The 19002-nt window shown below is 56.7% G+C and carries 15 protein-coding genes; 7 read left to right on the top strand and 8 right to left on the bottom strand.

Annotation, left to right across the window (positions count from 1 at the left end; genetic code table 11):
* The first annotated feature begins 9 nt into the window (after positions 1-9).
* Both coaD and ACDI13_RS13960 read left to right on the top strand, forming a co-directional pair.
* Entirely contained in the window at positions 10-516 is a 507-nt protein-coding gene (coaD, locus tag ACDI13_RS13965; RefSeq protein WP_045931252.1) for a pantetheine-phosphate adenylyltransferase, read from the top strand.
* 85 nt (positions 517-601) lie between these two features.
* On the top strand, positions 602-859 hold the full coding sequence (locus tag ACDI13_RS13960; RefSeq protein WP_009454772.1) for a YfhL family 4Fe-4S dicluster ferredoxin: 258 nt from the start codon (positions 602-604) through the stop codon (positions 857-859).
* Between the two features lie 63 nt (positions 860-922).
* Here the strand turns inward: ACDI13_RS13960 and ACDI13_RS13955 are convergent, their stop codons facing one another.
* Both ACDI13_RS13955 and ACDI13_RS13950 read right to left on the bottom strand, forming a co-directional pair.
* Entirely contained in the window at positions 923-1297 is a 375-nt protein-coding gene (locus tag ACDI13_RS13955) for an MOSC N-terminal beta barrel domain-containing protein (RefSeq protein WP_372372487.1), read from the bottom strand.
* Between the two features lie 14 nt (positions 1298-1311).
* Entirely contained in the window at positions 1312-4026 is a 2715-nt protein-coding gene (locus ACDI13_RS13950) for an AsmA family protein (protein ID WP_316991179.1), read from the bottom strand.
* 273 nt (positions 4027-4299) lie between these two features.
* Between ACDI13_RS13950 and ACDI13_RS13945 the strand changes: the two genes are divergently transcribed.
* Positions 4300-5580, top strand: a complete 1281-nt coding sequence (locus ACDI13_RS13945; RefSeq protein ID WP_372372486.1) for a bifunctional O-acetylhomoserine aminocarboxypropyltransferase/cysteine synthase — start codon at positions 4300-4302, stop codon at positions 5578-5580.
* 151 nt (positions 5581-5731) lie between these two features.
* Here the strand turns inward: ACDI13_RS13945 and ACDI13_RS13940 are convergent, their stop codons facing one another.
* The gene (locus ACDI13_RS13940) at positions 5732-6148 is read right to left on the bottom strand and encodes a YidB family protein (RefSeq protein WP_372372485.1); all 417 of its coding nucleotides are present in this window, start codon (positions 6146-6148) and stop codon (positions 5732-5734) included.
* Positions 6149-6363: 215 nt separating this feature from the next.
* Here ACDI13_RS13940 and ACDI13_RS13935 point away from each other — a divergent pair, with 215 nt between their 5' ends.
* Together ACDI13_RS13935 and ACDI13_RS13930 are read left to right on the top strand one after the other, a co-directional pair.
* The gene (locus ACDI13_RS13935; RefSeq protein WP_372372484.1) at positions 6364-7284 is read left to right on the top strand and encodes a delta(1)-pyrroline-2-carboxylate reductase family protein; all 921 of its coding nucleotides are present in this window, start codon (positions 6364-6366) and stop codon (positions 7282-7284) included.
* 111 nt (positions 7285-7395) lie between these two features.
* Positions 7396-8136, top strand: a complete 741-nt coding sequence (locus tag ACDI13_RS13930) for a flagellar brake protein (RefSeq protein WP_372372483.1) — start codon at positions 7396-7398, stop codon at positions 8134-8136.
* Here the strand turns inward: ACDI13_RS13930 and ACDI13_RS13925 are convergent.
* The 5 genes from ACDI13_RS13925 to ACDI13_RS13905 all read right to left on the bottom strand — a co-directional run bounded on the left by ACDI13_RS13925 (position 8133) and on the right by ACDI13_RS13905 (position 15114).
* Positions 8133-8747 carry an NTP transferase domain-containing protein gene (locus tag ACDI13_RS13925; RefSeq protein ID WP_372372482.1) on the bottom strand — a complete coding sequence of 205 codons (615 nt, stop codon included), beginning with the start codon at positions 8745-8747 and terminating at the stop codon, positions 8133-8135. The two genes, ACDI13_RS13930 and ACDI13_RS13925, sit on opposite strands and share 4 nt — an antisense overlap.
* 1480 nt (positions 8748-10227) lie before the next feature.
* A complete protein-coding gene (locus ACDI13_RS13920) occupies positions 10228-10830 on the bottom strand; it encodes an N-carbamoylsarcosine amidohydrolase (RefSeq protein ID WP_372373129.1) in 603 nt (200 codons plus the stop codon).
* A gap of 7 nt (positions 10831-10837) precedes the next feature.
* Positions 10838-11890, bottom strand: a complete 1053-nt coding sequence (locus tag ACDI13_RS13915) for a 2,5-dihydroxypyridine 5,6-dioxygenase (protein WP_372372480.1) — start codon at positions 11888-11890, stop codon at positions 10838-10840.
* Between the two features lie 80 nt (positions 11891-11970).
* Positions 11971-12795, bottom strand: coding sequence for an alpha/beta fold hydrolase (locus ACDI13_RS13910; protein ID WP_372372481.1), 825 nt, complete (start codon positions 12793-12795; stop codon positions 11971-11973).
* Between the two features lie 60 nt (positions 12796-12855).
* On the bottom strand, positions 12856-15114 hold the full coding sequence (locus ACDI13_RS13905) for a molybdopterin cofactor-binding domain-containing protein (protein WP_316988241.1): 2259 nt from the start codon (positions 15112-15114) through the stop codon (positions 12856-12858).
* Between the two features lie 400 nt (positions 15115-15514).
* Here ACDI13_RS13905 and ACDI13_RS13900 point away from each other — a divergent pair, with 400 nt between their 5' ends.
* Positions 15515-15991 carry a 2Fe-2S iron-sulfur cluster-binding protein gene (locus tag ACDI13_RS13900; protein WP_316988242.1) on the top strand — a complete coding sequence of 159 codons (477 nt, stop codon included), beginning with the start codon at positions 15515-15517 and terminating at the stop codon, positions 15989-15991.
* A complete protein-coding gene (locus ACDI13_RS13895; RefSeq protein ID WP_316988243.1) occupies positions 15988-18828 on the top strand; it encodes a c-type cytochrome in 2841 nt (946 codons plus the stop codon). The genes ACDI13_RS13900 and ACDI13_RS13895 overlap by 4 nt, the downstream gene beginning before the upstream one ends.
* Positions 18829-19002 lie beyond the last annotated feature (174 nt).

Raw genomic sequence — 19002 nt, 5'->3', positions numbered from 1 at the left:
GGATGCACCATGATCACAGCTGTTTACCCCGGCACCTTCGACCCCCTGACCCGAGGCCATGAAGACTTGGTCCGGCGAGCCGCCAACCTTTTCGATCACGTCGTGGTTGGTGTGGCCTCCAGCCAGAACAAGCGCCCTTTCTTCACTGTTGAAGAGCGTGTTGAGATCGCCTCCGAAGTGCTCAGCCACTACCCGAACGTGGAAGTGAAAAGCTTTTCCGGCCTGCTCAAGGACTTTGTACGCGAACAAAATGGTCGCGTTATCGTACGTGGCCTGCGCGCCGTGTCCGACTTTGAATACGAATTTCAAATGGCGGGCATGAACCGTCACCTGCTGCCCGAAGTCGAGACCATGTTCATGACTCCTTCGGATCAGTACCAGTTCATCTCTGGCACCATCGTGCGCGAAATTGCCATTTTGGGCGGCGACGTGGGCAAATTTGTGTTCCCGTCTGTGGAACGCTGGCTACAAACCAAAGCTCAGGAACGCAAGCAACAAGCGGTTTCTGCCGGCTAAACTCGCCCTGTACAACGGTCCGTACTACACTGTAGGGTGACCGACTGGTCAAATCCAAGGACCACGCTTATCAGGACACTGCGCTATGGCACTGCACATTACAGAAGAATGCATTAACTGCGACGTTTGTGAGCCGCAGTGCCCCAATCTGGCTATTTACATGGGTGAAGAGATCTACGAGATCAATCCTAACCTGTGCACAGAATGCGTCGGTCACTTTGACGAGCCGCAATGCGTGGTGGTGTGCCCGGTCGAATGCATCGAGGTTCACCCCCAACACCAGGAAAGCCAGGAAACGCTGCTTGCCCGCTATCACCGACTGCAATCCGAACCTACGACATAAGCAGAATAAAAAAGCCCTGCTCTAAGCAGGGCTTGTGGTAGGTAGGGTCGCAGCGCAGGAGACTTAGTCAGCCTGCGGCAAACGCTTTAGCAACCGCAAGGGCTGGCCTGTGTAACGGCTGAACCATTGTGCCGGCAAATCCCCCTCGTCCACCAATTGCACAGTCTGACCATTTTCCTGCCACAGGGAAAAAGAATCAGGATCATCTTCGATGACATCCACCTCAATATCCAGACGCAGCATGCCGGGAGCGCGCAGCACCAACTGACCAAAACGCAACTCCATGCCTAACCCAGCCAAAGCAGGCAACGCGTCAGCAGTCAGAACCTGCCCCTGATCGTTCCCCAACACCCAACGTCCCTGGCAGGCCAGCGCCTTGTCACCACTGAGGGCTGGCCCCCCTTGCAACAGGTAAACCGTCTTTAGAGGCAAATTCACCGCGCCCCCCATGCTCATGGCTTGAACCATTGCTTCATGGCCTCACCGACGGTCTGCGGGACCTTATCTTGCAGCTCTTTCTTGATGATCTGTTCCACCTCGGATTTCACATCAGCCTTGGGTTCTGCTTGAGCTTCCGAGGCCTGCTGACTCAATAAATCCAGCAAGCCGCCTTGCAGTGCATTCTTGATGGAGTTGCTGGCAATATCCTTCCACTGAATCTGGTAGGACAGCCCGGTCCATGGGCCGGAGATATGGATAGGGATCAGCACATTGCGCAGATCCTGGAAAGACTTGCGCTCTTCGGCATCTAAATTGTTACGATTCAAGCGCACCTGCAAGGTCACATCCGCTTGCTGCGACACCAGATCCAGCTTGCCACCTTTGGCCGCGGTTACGGTCAAAATTGGCGTCGTCGCACGCAAATTGCGGAAAGTGGCTTGCCCTTGCTTGATATCCAAACTGCCTTGCAAGCGGTTCAACACCGTACGACGCAAGGGGTCGGACTCGGGCAGCAACAAAGGGATCTGGCCGCTAAAAGCATTGCGTACGGCCTCGTTAATATCACGCACACTTTGGTCCAGGTCTACGCTGCGCCAACTGCCATCATGCAGATCAACAGTCAGGCCACCCTGCAGTGCATTCAGACGTTCTTGTTGCGTGGCACCTTGTGCCTTCAGATCCAGGCTCACATTGCCCTTGCCTGCCAAATAATCATTGCCGAAAGCGTCTAACAAGAGTGATCCGACCTGCATTTGCTGCAGCTTCAAACCCAGCTCAAAGTGCTTGCCTGGCTCAACCTTGGCCTTGGCCTGGAGCTGGCCTTCATAGGCCTGTGCCGTGAACTGTGACAAATTAATCAACTGGCCCTGGTTCTTGACCTGGGCCTTGACCTGATCCATCACCACGCCCAGACTGCGCAGTTTTTCGATTTCAAAGCGCAGGTCAACACTGAGCTTGTCCAGCCATGCGTAGGACAAAGTCACTTCGGGCTCTTGTTCTGCTGGTGGCTGGGCATCTGCCGGTTCGGCCTTAGGCGGCTCGGCTTGCTCACCATCCTGTGCAACAGACTCCTGCCCGGCTGCGGCTGCTGGTGCCTGCTCCTGGGGCTCCGGCTCGGTTGCGGGCACCACCTCAGGGGCCGTCGCCCAGAAAATCGAACGCAGCTCGTCCAGGTCAAGTTTGTCAGCTTTCAGCACGGCATCAAGCAACGGCCCCTTGCCTTTGTCTTGCAAGGTCACGTCAAGACTGCCTTGAGCCTGATCGGTGCTACTGCTTAACTGCGCACTGTATTCCTGCTTGCCTTTGTTCAGGTCGGCTTGACCGGTAACTGGCATTTCAAAACGACTACCTGCATCCGCTTGGTCTTCAACGCGAATATTGGCTTGAATCTCCGGCAAGCGCAGCCATTCATTAGAAGGTTGCCACTGCAAGGGGGAACTTGCTTTCAACTGGGCGACACGGCTGCCTTGTTTAATCGCACCATCCAGCTTGGCCTGCTCAAAGATCAGTTCCTGGCTGTTGCCGGACAAACCTTGCAGCGTCAAACCCAGGCCCAACACTCGGGGACCGCTGACTTTCAGGCTGGCAACCACAGGCGAGCCCTCAGCCTGGGCAGGTGATACCTGAATGCGTGGCACATCCAGGGCCAGATCCAGATCCTGCTCTTCGTTCTTGCCACGGACTCGCACAGCCAGCTTCTCAAAAGACACGAGATCGCTGACGCTATCGATTTGCATCTTGGGGGTGATCAATGATGCACTCAGATCACTGACCGGGTAAGCGCCCCGCCACTGACCTTGCAATTGTGTATCCAGATTGGTGGCGCTGAACTGACGCTGGGCGGATTTGTAAGCCACATTACCCTTAAGCGTCAGGCTTTGAGCCTGCAGCTCGTCCAGATCACCCACAAAGCTCACATTCAGTTTTTGTGCGCCATAGGATTTGGAAGCAGGGTCCAGGCTTAACTGCCCCTGCCCTTCCAGCACACCATCTGCCACCGGATAGTCACCCGACAAGCGGCTCTTGAAAGCCACATCAAAAGGTTGCCCAAAGGTCATGCGGCCCGTATTGACTTCCAGCTGTAACAGGCGACCAATCACATTGCTGCGTTTGCTGAAGTAATGGATCTCGCCACCTTTCAGGCTCAGCCCCGCAATATCAATCTGGAAATCCGTTTCGCTGCCGGAACGCTTGGCAATCAATTCAGGGACGGGCAAGGATTCAGGTGCAGGCTCAACGGGTTTTTCCTGTGGAGCCTCGGCAGCTTGAGCTGCAGGCAACAAGGACACGCCGGAGCGGGCAACAGGTAATTGCGGACCCGCCGGTGGCGCTTGCAGCAGGTCGTCAAAATTCAACTTGCCTTCTTCATCGCGCACAATCCAGGCCTTGAAACCCGTAACAGCGACATGATCCACCACCAGACGGTTATTGATCAAAGGCCAAAGGGCCACTGCAAAGCGGGCGCTTTCCAAAGAGGCGAAGGGATCGTCCGAATTACGGTCAGACAGGGACAGCCCCTGCACGGACAGGCCGATGCGGGGAAATAAAGAAAGTTCGATATCACCGTCAATCTTGAGCGTACGTTGATACTTTTGCTGGACGATATCAGCCAGCTTCTGTTTGTACGAATTGGGATTGAATGTCAGCAGGAAAATCGCCCCGCCTACCACCGTGACAATAGCTAAAACGACGAGGCTGAATAAGCCCCGCTTAAACCATACTTTCATGTAAGCCTCTAGGACCTCGGGGCAGGATGCAACACGCCATCTGCCCGGATACGAAATGCTAACCCATGTCGGGCGATTGGTAAGTAACGAAAATAAGAAATATCCACCCGTATTCTAAAAACCAGAGTCAGTTGTCTGTAATACGCCATTATTACCAAATGAAATAAAGACATATTATTAATGTCGGCGGCCTTAGATACATTTCACGACATACAGGGGTTATGCTTGCTCTATCCTATATAAGCCACTTGACCATCAATTCCAGAACCAACTATGAAACTAGAGACGCTTGCCATTCATGCTGGCTATCAGCCAGACCCGACCACAAAAGCCGTTGCTGTCCCGATTTATCAGACCACTTCCTACGCTTTCGACAATACACAACACGGCGCGGATCTGTTTGACCTGAAAGTGCCTGGCAATATTTACACCCGCATCATGAACCCCACCAATGCCGTGCTCGAAGAGCGTGTTGCGGCACTGGAAGGCGGGATTGCAGGCCTGGCCGTTGCCTCTGGCATGGCGGCCATCACGTATGCTATCCAAACGATTGCAGAGGCTGGCGACAACATTGTGTCTGTCAGTAAGCTGTACGGCGGCACCTACAACCTGTTTGCGCACTCCTTCCCGCGCCAAGGTATTACCGTCAAATTTGCCCAGCCCAATGATATCGATGCGCTGGAAGCCCTGATTGACGACCGCACCCGCGCTGTATTTTGCGAAACCATCGGCAATCCAGCGGGCAACATCATTGATATCCGTGCGCTGGCCGATGCGGCTCACCGTCATGGCGTACCCCTGATTGTGGATAATACCGTTGCCTCCCCTGCCCTGTGCCGTCCTATCGAGCACGGTGCCGACATCGTGGTGCACTCGCTGACCAAATACATGGGCGGTCACGGCACGACCATCGCGGGCATGGTGGTGGACTCTGGCAAATTCCCTTGGGCCGAGCACAAAGATCGCTTTGCCATCCTGAACACACCTGACCCGTCCTACCACGGCGTGGTGTACACCGAAGCCTTCGGTCCAGCCGCCTTCATTGGCCGCTGCCGCGTCGCCCCACTGCGCAATACCGGCGCTGCCCTGGCCCCCTTGAGCGCCTTCCAGATTCTGCAAGGCATCGAAACCCTGCCTTTGCGCATGGAGCGTCACACCGAAAACGCCCTGAAAGTGGCCGAGTACCTGAACAAGCATCCTCAAGTGTCTTGGGTCAAATACGCCGGTCTGGCTGACCACCCTGACCACGAACTGGCCAAACGCTACATGGGTGGCAAACCTGCCGCAATTTTGTCCTTTGGGATCAAAGGCGGTATTGAAGCCGGTACCCGCTTTATCGACGCACTGAACCTGGTGCTGCGTCTGGTCAATATTGGTGATGCCAAATCCCTGGCCTGTCACCCAGCCAGCACCACACACCGCCAACTGAACGCCGAAGAACTGGCCGCCGTGGGCGTGAGCGAGGACATGGTGCGTCTGTCCATTGGTCTGGAGCACATCGACGACATTCTGGCTGATCTGGAGCAAGCTCTGGCAGCAGCGGCACACGGCTAAAGCCCAAAACCCTGTACAGGCAGTACAGTGCGGTACAGGGTTTTCTGCATCAAGCTAAAAAAGCCTGGAATCGGCATCGCACCGAATCCAGGCTTTTTTGCATTTTGCACAGCCCAGCCTTCAGGCTGGCCGTATTACTGGCGCACGCCCATCAGGACTTGCGAAACAACTGTGTCAAACCGCCCAGCAGGCTGCTGGCATCGGTAATGTGGGACGGATCAAACTGGCCATTCGGGCTGGCTTGATTGATCAAGGACGGCAACATGATCTTCAGGTTCTCCAGCACGCTTTGCTGGTTCAGACCCGACAAATCTTCCAATTGCTTGATGGCTGGTTGACCCATCACACTCAGCAAGTCCTGCTGGCCGATTTCCTGATTGCTGCCCTGCGAAATCCAGGACGAGACAACCTCACCAAAACCACCCGCACGAAATCGTTCGATCAGGCCACTCAAACCACCTGGATACGTGCTGACAACCTGAATCAACGCAGGCAACAAAGCGCCCTGCTCTTTAGATTTGGCATCCGTAGCCGACAAGGCAGACACAACAGAATTAAGCAAACTCATTATTTTTCTCCCCAATGCACGGCACCGCGCCTACGCGGGTGCTGATATCGGTTCTCATTATGCCGTGACAAACCGTTAGACGGGCGACTTAATTGTCAAGGTGGGTCAATAGGTCACGGGCGCCAAAGCCCTATTGCTCTGGGCTGGGCCTACGCTACACTGAATTGATTGATAGTTCGGCACGCCACACAGATCGACTCTCTGGAGATTCTGGAATGACACACGCTTGCTATACCGTCCTGTCCCCTGAAGAGACTGCCCGCGCTCTGCCTTATCCGGAGCTGGTCGCCCAGCTAGGCAAAGCCATGGCCCAATATGCCGCTGGCACGATCGTCGCCCCCACCCGGCAAGTTCTAAGCTACCCAACGGCAGGAAAAATGTTGTCCATGCCTGCGGTCTCTCACGATATCGGTGTGCACAAACTGGTCAATGTGATGCTGGACAATCAGCAACAAGGTCTTGGAAGCATCCAGGGCCTGGTCAGCGTGTACGACGCTCAACATGGCTTGCCCTTGTTGGTTCTGGATGCCCCCACCTTGTCCAAACGTCGTACCGCCGCCGTATCCATGTTGGGTATTCAGGCGCTGTGGCCCCATGGCCCCGAACACATCACCTTGCTGGGATACGGCCAGCAAGCCCTGGCGCACTGCGATGCCATCATGACGCTCTACCCTCAGGCCCGCGTCACCCTGACAGGACGCAATATTAGCCGTGCCCAAACGGTGGCCACCTCCTTGCAAAACCAGTTTGGAGATCGAGTTCAGGCTGCTGCGGCCATTCCCGAGAAAACAGACGTCCTGATTGCCCTGACCTCCAGCCTGACACCGGTCTATCACGAGCCCGCCCGCCTGGATCGCCTGCTGATTGGCGTAGGAGCATTCCAGGCTGATATGGCTGAATTCGAGCCCCATACCCTGCTAGCCAGCCACCTCTACGCGGATGATGTCTGCGCAGCCCGCCACGAGGCGGGGGATCTGATCCAGGCCAATGTCGACTGGGAGCACGTCCACAGCATTCACCAAGTGCTGCGCACCCCAGCGCCCAAAGACAAACCTCTATTCTTCAAATCCGTCGGCTCCGCCGCCTGGGATTTGGCGGCAGCACGCTGTGCTTTGCAACAGCTACACCCAGCCTAAATAACTTAGGGCGCTAATCAACTGGCGCCATACGCCAAACCAGCCCAGAGTGTTAATCTGACGCGTACAATCCCTTACAGTTATTGACCGATCTCTTTTCCTGCGCTCCCCATGACCTCTCCGTTGCCTCCTATTGAAGACGATCCGTATCAGATCCAGTCCAAGTTTGAAATTCTGCGTGTTTTACGGGCCATCGAAAAAGGGGGCCTGCTCTTGCACATGGAGGCCAATCGGGGCAATGACCGGATTGTGACCACCATTTTGGATATTGATCTGGACAATAATGTGGTGGTGATCGATACCGCCAACAAAGAAGAAAAAACCCGCAATCTGCTGCAGTCCGAGCACACCAGTTTCGAGACCTCGCTAGACAAGATCAAGGTGACATTTCAAGGGCCTACTCCGGAGGTCGTGTCCTACGAAGGGCAGCCGGCCCTGGCAATCCCAATTCCCGACTCCATCCGCCGCTTGCAGCGGCGCGAATTTTTCCGTGTCAACGTGCCTGTCAGCGAACCGGCGATGGTGATCTTGCGCCTGAATAACGAATCCAAAAGCTTTCTGCTGCACGATATCAGCGGTGGTGGCTTGTCCTTGGTGGATGAATCGCAAAGCCTGGCAGAGGTAATCGGTACGCATAAAACCGAGTCCCTACTGGAACTGCCGCAGGCCGGTTCTTTTGTGGTCGCACTACAAGTCGCCCGTACTGAAACACAGCAGTTGCCTAATGGCAAACAGATTCAGCGTTTGGGCTGTACCTTCATTGACCTGTCAGCCTCCACACAGATGGCCATTCAGCACTACATCAGCCGCCTGGAACGCCAGCAGATTGCCAAACAGCGCGGTCACGGCTAATTCGATGCCTGGGACATCCCCAAATCGCTGGGGGTGTCCACATCGCGCAAGATCCCTTCATCCACTAAAGGCACCCACAAGGTCTGATCCTTGTTGGTTTGCAACAAGGCCCGCGCGCCTTGCTCGTCTGGCAGCCCCAGAAGCGGCTGACGCCATTCAAGCCCAAAGCCAATAGGATTGCCGGGCTGTCCATTACATACAGGGCGCACAATCCCGGCCCCATCCTGCACCGCCTGAGCCACTGCCGCTACGGTGCTTGGCCGCAGCCAAGGCATGTCGGCCAGCAAAACCACATAACCATAACGGGGACTGCACGCCTGTATCCCGGCCTTCAAACTGACACCCATGCCGCGGATAGCATCAGGTGCCTGAACGAAGCTGATCGGCAAGTCACCCAGCTCCTGACGCAAAATCGGTTCATGAACATCACAAACAAGCAGCACTTCATCGAGCACAGACAAAGCCGTCTCACAGACGCGGCGCACCATTGCTCTGCCATCTTCAGTCTTGGCCAATAGCTTCAACTGCTGGCCTGATGGGTCAAAACGCCGACCCAGGCCCGCCGCCAGAACAATGCCCGTCACCCCAGATACATGCTGCTGCCCTGCCATCCTGGCTCCTTTTGAACTAGATAATGTCTCGTCGACAATGCGTATTGCTTCGCTCACTAGACTAATAGAAAGAAGCCTGAAGGGACAAGCATGGTCCAAGAGCAGTGATTAGTGGACCAAAGAAGTCGCTGTGAATACGCCATTCAGTCGGCCTGCTGGGGTGTCCGGGCTGAGCACTTGCCGGTGCTGCGCACCGGTACCCTTGTCAGGAGATAGCTACCGGGCGCATCCTGAACTCGCGGGGTGGTTCGTCCCCAGGACGAACCACAAACGCCCCGCTCAAACAGCAGGATGCTTGCACCCCTACGCTATCTCCTGACCGCGGCAAGTACTCTGATCCGCCCCAACACCCCAGCAGGCCGACTGAACGGCTCACAATGGCTTCTTATCTACCAATCTCTTCCAACAGACGGTCCCCTTGAATCAACAGGGCCTCTTGCCTTGCTCTTCTGCCCTTCCTAAGCGCCTATCGTTCTGCTCTTCTGCCCCCCTAAAACCCTATTGTCTTGCCCTTTTACACTCACTAAATCGACTTCGTCACATCAACAACGCAAAAACCGAAAGCAGAACTAACTCGCTGATTGACTGCGTGGCCTGCCCTGATAGCACACCAAGAACTCTACTCATTCACGGGATCTCTAAACACACACTCCACTGCCACTCTTCGTTTCACTTTCCCTCTAAACACAAAAGAACAATTAAAAAAACCACATCTAAACTGATACCCCAAAACCCCGAGAACATTCAGCCTCAGCCAAAGCAAACCCCATCCCCTTCCCTTCCTTTCTCAAACCCTCCAATCTGAGCCCCCGCCTTTCGTCCCACCTCTGCCAGTGCCGTTTGAGCTTTAACCCGTGTTGTTAGTTTTCTTGTGGGGCCCGGGTACGGCTTGGCGGGCGAGTCAGGGCTCTTGCCGCCGGCAGAGTGCTGGGGCGGGATGCAAGGGGCGTGCTGTTTGAGGAGCACGCTTGCGGTTTGCCCGGGGGACAAACCGCGCTCCGAGTTCACGACCCGCCCGCAACGGCACGCTGACAAGGGCACCCACGCGCAGCGTGGGCAAGAGACCCGCCAAGACAAGCCGTACCCGGGCCCCACAAGAAAACTATCCGCCACCCTCACGCAAAGCCCAAACGGCACGTCCAGAAGAACTCCCTTATTGCCCCAAAAGCGCCTCCAGAACCCTTCTTAAAAAAACTCCCAAGACAGCCCGCCTGAACAACCATCCCCTTAATCAAGACCAGACACCGCAATCATTGCAAACCCACGACGCTGCCAGAAATAAAAAAACCCCCGAGAGCCATACGGCTTCCAGGGGCACAGGTCCGATAGCCCGCCCCCAAGCGGCAGACCATCGATACTCAATCACAAGGCTATCAAAACAGACTTGTTAACGACGACTCATGTTCATCAAGCACCGACGCCCATCCAGGCCATGATGAAACACATCGTTCTTCTCAAAGACTCAAGAGCTTGAATCGCTTTAAAGTCCGATCAACTTCATCGCCTCTTCACGCGTTGCCACGGTGGCGTACTTCTGACGCATATCGAACAAGTTGGCCTCATGCGGGCCAATTGCACGGTCACCCACGCAGTCCGACACCACCAAGGGGCGAAAGCCCAATTGCATTGCATCGACCACGCTGGAACGTACGCAACCGCTGGTAACCGCACCGGCGACCAGCAGTGTTTGCACACCCCGCTGCGTCAGCCACGCAGCCAAGGGCGTACCAAAGAAAGCCGAAGGCACGTTCTTGCGAACCACAAACTCACCGGGCGCAGGAGCCAGTTCCGGCACGATATGGCTGTTGTGCGCGTCTTCCGTCAGACCCAGCATGCCAGGGACTTTGATGCTGAAAATGTTGTTATCAGCGCCATCGTCCGCATACACGATACGGGTATGAGCAACTGGCCAGCCTTGTTCACGCGCCGTTGCCAGCAATTTCTGCGTGTTCTCGATGGCCTCGGGAATATTGCCGCCGCCAAACACGGCAGGATCAGCAAAACCATTCACCAGATCAATAATCAACAGACCGTAGGGAGCCTTAGGCTCCAGCGTCGACCCAAAACCTTGTTGAGCGTACACCGCTCCTTCATTCGTACTCACCCACGCCTCCGTCCAGTACGTTGCCATCACGCACAACCGCACGGCCATCCAGGCTGACCGTGCAATGGCGCAAAGGAATATCAATGTGGCAGGCCGTTGTACGCTTGCCACCCGCTTCATTGTTCGGCCCCAGGGAGAACAGGAAGTTACCCTCGAAGGCCCGTGCATCCATGCCAATGGTGTTCTCACGCGAGTACAGACCCAAGGTGGACCAGTGAGCGCGTGGCTGCAAACCCCAGCCGATGTGGGAAATCGCATAACCTTCGGGATCATTGAAGGTCTTCATGTATTCGTCCAGCAGTTCGGCTTCGATACCACCTTCAATCTTGGTGGCGTAGCCGTTTTCCACGGTCAGAATGATCTGCTCGGTCGAGTATTTCTTCTGCGGCAACAGGATGTCGCCCTTGTCGATCACAATGGTGCCGTTCGTGCCCAGCTCGTTCGGCCAGGTCAGTACAAAACCGCTAGGCCAGTGGTCCCAACGACCGGGCTCATCCACAAAACCGTATTCGCGAATCGCGGGGAACTCTCCCAGCGGGCAACGCAGATTGGTACCGGCAGGCGAGGTAATGCTCATTTCCTTGGCGGCCTTGATCAAGGCGGCTGCTGCGGTCACGCGCGCACGATCCGCCTCCGTTGGCACAGTGCGAACCAGAATTTCGGGTGGCTCCACCGCCAAGAGGATCTTGGTACCCGACTTCAGAATGTCGATCTGCTCGGGCGAGAACAACAATGTCATCAAATCCAGCACCAGATCACTGGCCTTCAAAGCGGCAATCGCCGCTTCGTTACCCGTCAGCGGGGTCGTCCCCAAATACGCCAACGAGTCCCGGCTCAAGGCCTTCTCTGCATTCACGGGCAGCAGATCCAGACGATTCACAATCGCGCCCATGGACTGAGCCGCAATCTGCGCACACTGCATCGTTTGCGGGTGGGTGGTCGAGCTGGTCAGCAAGGTCACAGTTTGACCAGCCTGCAGCTTGGACAGGCGCAGCACCTCCTGCCATGCCTCGATAAGTTGATAATCACTCACTGCCATCTTGTCTCTCCTTGTGAGAGGCCCCGGCACTGACGCGGAACCTCTGCATCACGACGGGCCGCCCATGCGGCCCTTTAACATCACACCAGGCGCTGGCCCAGGAAATCACCGAAGGCTTCATAGAAACCAGCCTCGTTATCCCAAGGAATCATGTGACCGGCATTGGGCACGCGTACGTGCTGAACGCCAGCGGCCAACTGCTGAATCTCGGCCACGTCCTCATCACGAACCACATCACCACGCTCGGCGGTCATCAGCAAGGCAGGTACTTTCAGATGCGGGAAGTCGACGTGGATATCGTCGGTGTGGAACCCTTCAAAGCTAGCCAAAATCGCAGGCTCGTGGCAGGTGTGCAGCCACTGGGCACGCAATTGCAATTGCTCTTCGGTCCAGGTCGGGCAGAAAGCACGCATGTCTTCTGCGGTGCAGCCTTTGCGAGCCATGGCCATGGAATCCACATACCAGGGCAACTTGGAGGGATAGGCACGACGATCCGGGCCGGAGACCGGAGGATCAACCATTACCAGACGGTTCAAGCCATCGCTGTTCTTGTGAGCCGCACGCAAACCAATACGCGCACCCATGGAGTGGCCGACCACGATGTAGTCGTTAAGACCCAAGGCTTGAGCCAAGGCGATCAAGTCATCCGCCTGGGCATCCAGGCTGTAATCCATGCCTTCGGCGGCTTCGCTCAAACCGCGACCACGCACATCCTGAATGTAGGTATCAAAGTGCTTGCCGAACTGCTCGCCCACAAAGCCCCAGGTCACCGCCGGGCTGGTAATGCCGGGAACGATGATGACCGCGGGACGCTGGTCGCGACCCTGGCTGGAGCCACCGTAGCGCAAGTAATGCTGACGAATGCCATTGGCATGAACATGGCCGCCGTAAAGAAAGGTACTCATTAATCTGTCCTTGGATTGAAACCGTCAGGCCTGGGCCTGACCCATGAAAATTGCTGCTGCCTACGCCATTTGGGGCGTAGTAGCCAGCGCGGCCCGGACCACATCCGGTGTAAAAGGCACCTGCCGAAAACGTCGGCCAGTTGCATCAAACAAAGCATTGGCAATGGCCGAGGCACAGGGCACGGAGGCGGATTCGCCCGACCCCATCGGCGGCTCGGACTGCCTGTCCATCAAAATCACCTCAATGGGCGGGATGCGCGGGAAATCCACAATCGGATAGGCGCCCCACTCCGCACTGACTACGCCCTGTGCGTTAAAGCGCACCTGCTCATACAAGGTGCGGCTTAAGGACTGAATCACATTGCCGTGAATCTGGTGGCGCACTCCCGCCGGGTTCACCATCTGCCCAGTGTCCTGGCCCACATAAATCTGCTGAACCTCAATCACACCCGTCTCCGCATGAACCCGCAGATCCAGCAGCCAGGCTGACCAGGCCGCCCCGAAACCAGGAAACTTGCTGTGTATATAGCGGGCGTACGACAGACCACGGCCATAGAGATAGCCTTGCTCGTCCGGCTGCCCGCGAGAACCTCGATGCCCAATCTGCCATTGCCCCTTGTCCGCCACTGCCTGTAACAGTTCCTGAGCGCGTTCATCCTGATCCAGATAACGCAGGCGATAACTCAAGGGGTCCACACCGGCTTCCACCGCCAGCTCGTCCAGAAAGCAGTCATGCGCAAAAGAGTTAGGCATGGCCGACACACCACGCAACCAGGAGGCGCGCACAATCGCGGGCATGTCCTGACACACAATGCGCTGCTTGGGATAGCTGTAGGGTGGTACAGCCGTGCGGTCCCCCATTTCCAGTTGACGTGGGGTCGCCGACTCCCGCCCCGTCAGCAAGAGCGCCAGGTTCGGCGCATCGTTGGAGGGGTAATGGGTCACGAAATCGTAATGACGCAGTTGCCCTTGAGCATCAATGGAGCCTTCGACATCCATCAACTGAGCAGCGCCTTTAGGCTCCCAACCGTGTTCTTGTTCTCGCGTCAGTTGCACACGCACCGGCGCACCGACGGCTCGGGACAAGAGCAAGGCATCTGCACACACATCGTCAGCACAATTACGGCCATAACAACCGGCTGCTTCGTGACGGATGATCTCCAGACCGGCCTCATCTTCGTCCAGCAATTGGCTCAAATGAACACGCAACATATGCGGGTTCTGCGAGCCTGACCAGATCCGGCTATGACCGGGCTGGTAGTCCGCCACCGCGCAAGACGGGCCAATCGAAGCATGCAACTGAAAAGGCCAGATATAGCTACGCTTCAAGCGTCTACCCTCTGGCGGCAACTCGTCAAAATCCGGTCCTGTATCGGCCAACAAACGCGCCGTCATGGGCTGACGACGAATCAGTTGCTCCAGATTGCTCATATCCTCCAACGGAGGAATCGCTTTCCAGCGCACTTTCAATTCGCGGGCAGCACGCATAGCGTGTTCTTCACGGCGCGCGACCACACCGATAAAGTCGCCAATCACCACAACACGCACATCGTCAGCAATATGGCGGATGGACTCCTCATCCACGGAGTCCAGGCTGCGACCGATGAAGTCGCCGCTATCGCGCCCTATATAAGGAGGACGCACAACACGGCCGTGCAACATGCCAGGCACGCGCACGTCGTGTACATACACCCATTGCCCCGCGACCTTGCCTGGAATATCGACACGCGCCTGGGCTGTCCCTACAATGCGCAATTGCTCGGCCGGTTTGGTGGAGGTTTCTTTATCCAGATAGGCCCGCAGCTCCAGACCTTCCAGCAATTGCCAGTACGTCAGGCTGCGCCCGTCTGGGGCATTGACGATACCGTCTTCCACGCGTAATTGAGCGGCAGGCAATGCCCAACGTTCTGCGGCTTGTGCCAGCAGTAATTGACGTGCCTGAGCCGCTGCCTTGCGCAGCGGTACAGCATGAATCTGAATGGAAGCACTGGCGATGGTGGGCCCCTGATTGGGCACCGCATCGGTATGGCCCAGTACCATTTGCACACGCGCCATGGGCACATCCAGCTCGTCGGCCACGATCTGACTGAGCGCCGTTTGAATGCCGGTGCCCAGGTCCACGTGCCCATGAAAAGCGCGCACCCAGCCCTGTTCGGACACGGCGACAAAGACATCGTCGTGCGCCTGCAAGTAGTCGGACACCACGCCGGGCTGGCCGGGCGAAGGCTTGGGAGGCCGTGCCGGTGCCGCTAAAATCAGCAAGGTGCCAGACGCCCTGAGCAAGTCTTGCTGCTGGTGGCGCGGCGCATCGTAAGACATCACACTCTCCTGGCTGGGTTTTTATATAAGGGCCTGAAAGCCGGCCTCAGGGACTTGCTCCTGAAAGCGTGCCTGCAGCGCGCCTAGGCAAAACATCGATTACTAGCGTACACACCCTAATAAAATCAAATGCAGTGCGCTGAAACCCATTTATCGCAACTACTATAAAGAGAAAATCAAGGGCTTAATAATCAGTGTAAACCCTATATTAAATAAGATTAGATTGAATCTTTTCCATCTTCCCAAGCAGGCTTTGATTGATACCTCAAGGGAGTAGTAGAATCTATTTACTCGATAAATTAAAGTGTATACACTTAATTTAAGCATATCAATACCAAGCTGATAAAAGCACCGCACACGCTGTCCGACAACAAGGTGCGATCTACCCAAGGTGAACCCCATGCCCCCTTGTACTCGCCCGCATACCTTGCGGGTCAATCAAGAGACCCACATCATCGAGGTGGAGCCCGATACGCCACTGCTTTATGTATTGCGTAACGACCTGGAACTGAATGGCCCCAAGTTTGGCTGCGGCCTGGGTGAATGTGGTGCCTGTACGGTGCTGGTCGATGGTGTGGCCGCCCGCTCCTGTGTCGTGCCGGTCAGCCTGGTAGAAAACCGTCAGATCACGACCCTGGAAGGCTTGGCCCAAAACGGCCAACCCAATGATGTTCAGCAAGCCTTTATAGATTGTCAGGCTGCGCAATGCGGCTACTGCCTCAATGGCATGGTCATGACCGTGCAGGCCCTGCTGGAACGCAATCCGCAAGCCACCGAAGCGCAAATTCGGGACGAACTACGCTATAACCTGTGCCGTTGCGGCACGCACGTAGAAATCATGCAAGCCGCCGTACGCGTCGCAAAGGCCCGGCAATGAGTCATTCAGCACAAGACCTTTCCCGAACGCTGTGGCCGGAACTGCCTGCGGGCACCAGCTTGCTGCATGGCGCTGTGGTACGCCCCCCTTACTGGTCCTATGAAAACGGGCAGTATCTGGGCGCTGAATTACAAACAGTAGACCAACAAGCTGCCCTGCAAGTACCCGGCGTTGTAGCCTGTGTGCATATGGGCAATTTTCTGGGTGTGTTGGCGGTACAAGCCGAGCAGGCTCAACAAGGTGCTGCCTTGCTGGATGCGCGTTGGGCCACGCCCGTCGCAGCGAACCAGGCTACGCTGCCAGCGGATGAGGATGTCGCTGCTACGCTTAGCGCCCCCGATCAACGCTATGAGTGGCGATCTGCCGCCGAGCATCAGGAAACCGCTTGGGCCCGTGCTTGTTATCACGACAAGCAGCTTTATGTCTGGGCGCATACGCAGCGCCCCGCTGCCCTGCTGATTGAGCTGCAAGCCTTGAGCGGCCTGCCCAACGAACAGATCCATTTGCAGGATATTGCCGGCAATCAGGCCGATGCCTACGACTGCGCCATGGATGCAGCCGTCATGGCCTTTGGCCGCCCCCAGGCCGTGCAAGTTCGTGCCAGCCACAGCGAAGTCACCCTTCGCCTGAGCGTCTATAAAGGCACCGCAGAGCGAAACGACTTGAATGCCCATTTGCGGGCGACCCGCTGGCAACTGAACACTTTGTCCGGTGCGCGCCCTTCCCTGGCTGCCATTCTTTGTGGCCAGCCAGGTTTGCCCAGCCGTGGTCCGGACGTAAAGAGCGATTACTTTTCTGCACCCACGCCTAACTATGATGGCGCGGCCGCCAGCAGTGACCCCGACAGCCTGGCCCAGGCCACCATCTTTGCCCAAGAATCGCAATTCGATCAGGACTGCCACAGCCTGGGCCTGGATCCTTTGGAGGCACGACTGGAACAAGTCAGCAGCCCCCAAGGGCGCGAGCTGCTGCAACGAGTTGCCGAGCAATCGGACTGGTCCGAGCCCTTGCCCGCCCATCAAGGCCCTTTACGCAAGGGTCGCGGGCTGGCCTACAGCCATATTGTTGAAAACGTCCCCGGACAGGCTGCACGAGAACAGTGGTCCGCCTGGGCTGTGGATGTCAGCGTCGATACCCGTCAAGGCACGCTCAGCATAGACAAGCTAACCATTGGCCACGACAGCACAGAACTGAATAACTCCGATCACGCTCCGGAGTCTGCGCCCGCCCTGGCTGACCGACTGGGTCGTTGGGCGCAGCAACTGCTGAACAATGGCGTGGGCAAAGGCGGCGAAGGTAGCAGCGACAGCCCTGTCAAAGAAACCGCCGACAAGCCCGCCGTCCAACTGGTCAAACGAGAGTCTGCCGTAGGCCAGCCTTTGGCCTGGAACCAGGGCGTGGAACTGCCTGCCGCGGCCGCCATTGCCAATGCAATTTTCAATGCCAGTGGCATACGCCTGACCAGTGCGCCTTTTAGCGAACAGTCTCTGGCGCTGGGCTATCAGTCCGATAAAACAGGCAGCAGCAAAAAACGCAAAGCCTGGTGGGGAGCCTTGGCCGCAGTCGCCACCGGCACCGTCTTGAGCGCCCTGCCCTGGCGGCCCGCCATTGCACCAGTCGGCCAAGTGGATACCTCCATCTTTTCCGAGCTGGCCATTGAACGTGGCCGTCTGGTTGCCATTGCAGGCGATTGCATGGTCTGTCACACCGCTGAGGGCGGCACACCCAATGCAGGTGGCTTGGGTTTGGATACGCCGTTTGGCACGATCTACACCACCAACATCACCCCGGACAAAGAAACCGGCATCGGTAGCTGGAGCTACAAAGCCTTTGAGCGCGCCATGCGCGAGGGCATTCATCAGGACGGACGCCACCTGTACCCGGCCTTCCCTTACACGGCCTTTGCCAAGATCAGCGATGAGGACATGCAGTCCCTGTACGCCTACCTGATGACGCAAGAGCCAGTGAAGTCCGAAGTGCCTGAAACCAAGCTGCCTTTCCCCATGAATATGCGGCCCTTGGTGGCGGGCTGGAACCTGCTGTTTCACCGTGATCCAAATGCCTATGTGCCGGACCCGACGCAAACCGTGCAATGGAACCGGGGGGCCTATCTGGTCAATAGCAGCGGCCACTGTGCGGCCTGCCATAGCCCGCGCAATATGCTGGGCGCGGAAAAAGGCGGTAAAGCGAATTTCCTGGCTGGTGGTTTTGCGGATAACTGGGAAGCGCCTGCGCTCAATAGCCTGTCCAAAGCCCCCATCCCCTGGACAGAACAGGAGCTGTACCAATACCTGCGTACCGGCTACTCGCCCCGTCATGGCGTGGCGGCGGGACCGATGGGGCCGGTCGTCGCAGGCTTGGCAGAACTGCCTGAGTCCGACGTCCGTGCCATGGCGCACTACCTAAGCAGTTTGAACCCGGTCGAGAGCGAACAAGAACAAACACACGCCGCCCAGGCCGCGCTGCTGGAGCAAGATAGCCGCAGCAATAAGGACGTGATGGTGATGCCAGGCGAAAACCTGTTCAACGGCGCTTGTGCTGTTTGCCATGACCCACGTGGTGGGCCGGTGCTCTTTGGGGCTCGCCCGTCCCTGGCCTTGAACAGCAATCTGCACAGTGAACACCCGGACAATACGATTCAGGTGTTGATGCACGGCATTACCCGTCCGGCACAGCCCACCCTGGGCTCCATGCCCGGTTTCAAGAACAGCATGAATAACGAGCAGATGGAAGATTTGCTGAACTATATGCGGGCGCGTTTTGCACCGGACAAACCCGCCTGGACAGGCCTGAAAGACAAGATTGCGACCATACGGGAGCAGAAGGGGCATCTGTAGACGGGGCTTGTCCGCAGATTGTGTTTAGATACGCGGTCAACGAAGCAAAGGCGGCTTCAAGTTTTCACTTGGCCGCCTTTGTTTTTGATTCATCACATTCAGACCTGGCTAAGCCAGCCCCCCTCAAGCCAGGCTCTCGGCCAACACTCTGAAGGACTGATCTGAAACTTGAAC

This window comes from Alcaligenes faecalis (assembly GCF_041521385.1).
GTDB classification, from domain to species: domain Bacteria; phylum Pseudomonadota; class Gammaproteobacteria; order Burkholderiales; family Burkholderiaceae_B; genus Alcaligenes; species Alcaligenes faecalis_E.
Note: the sequence above shows the minus strand (reverse complement) of the source record. Positions and strands in the feature narration are given on the sequence as shown.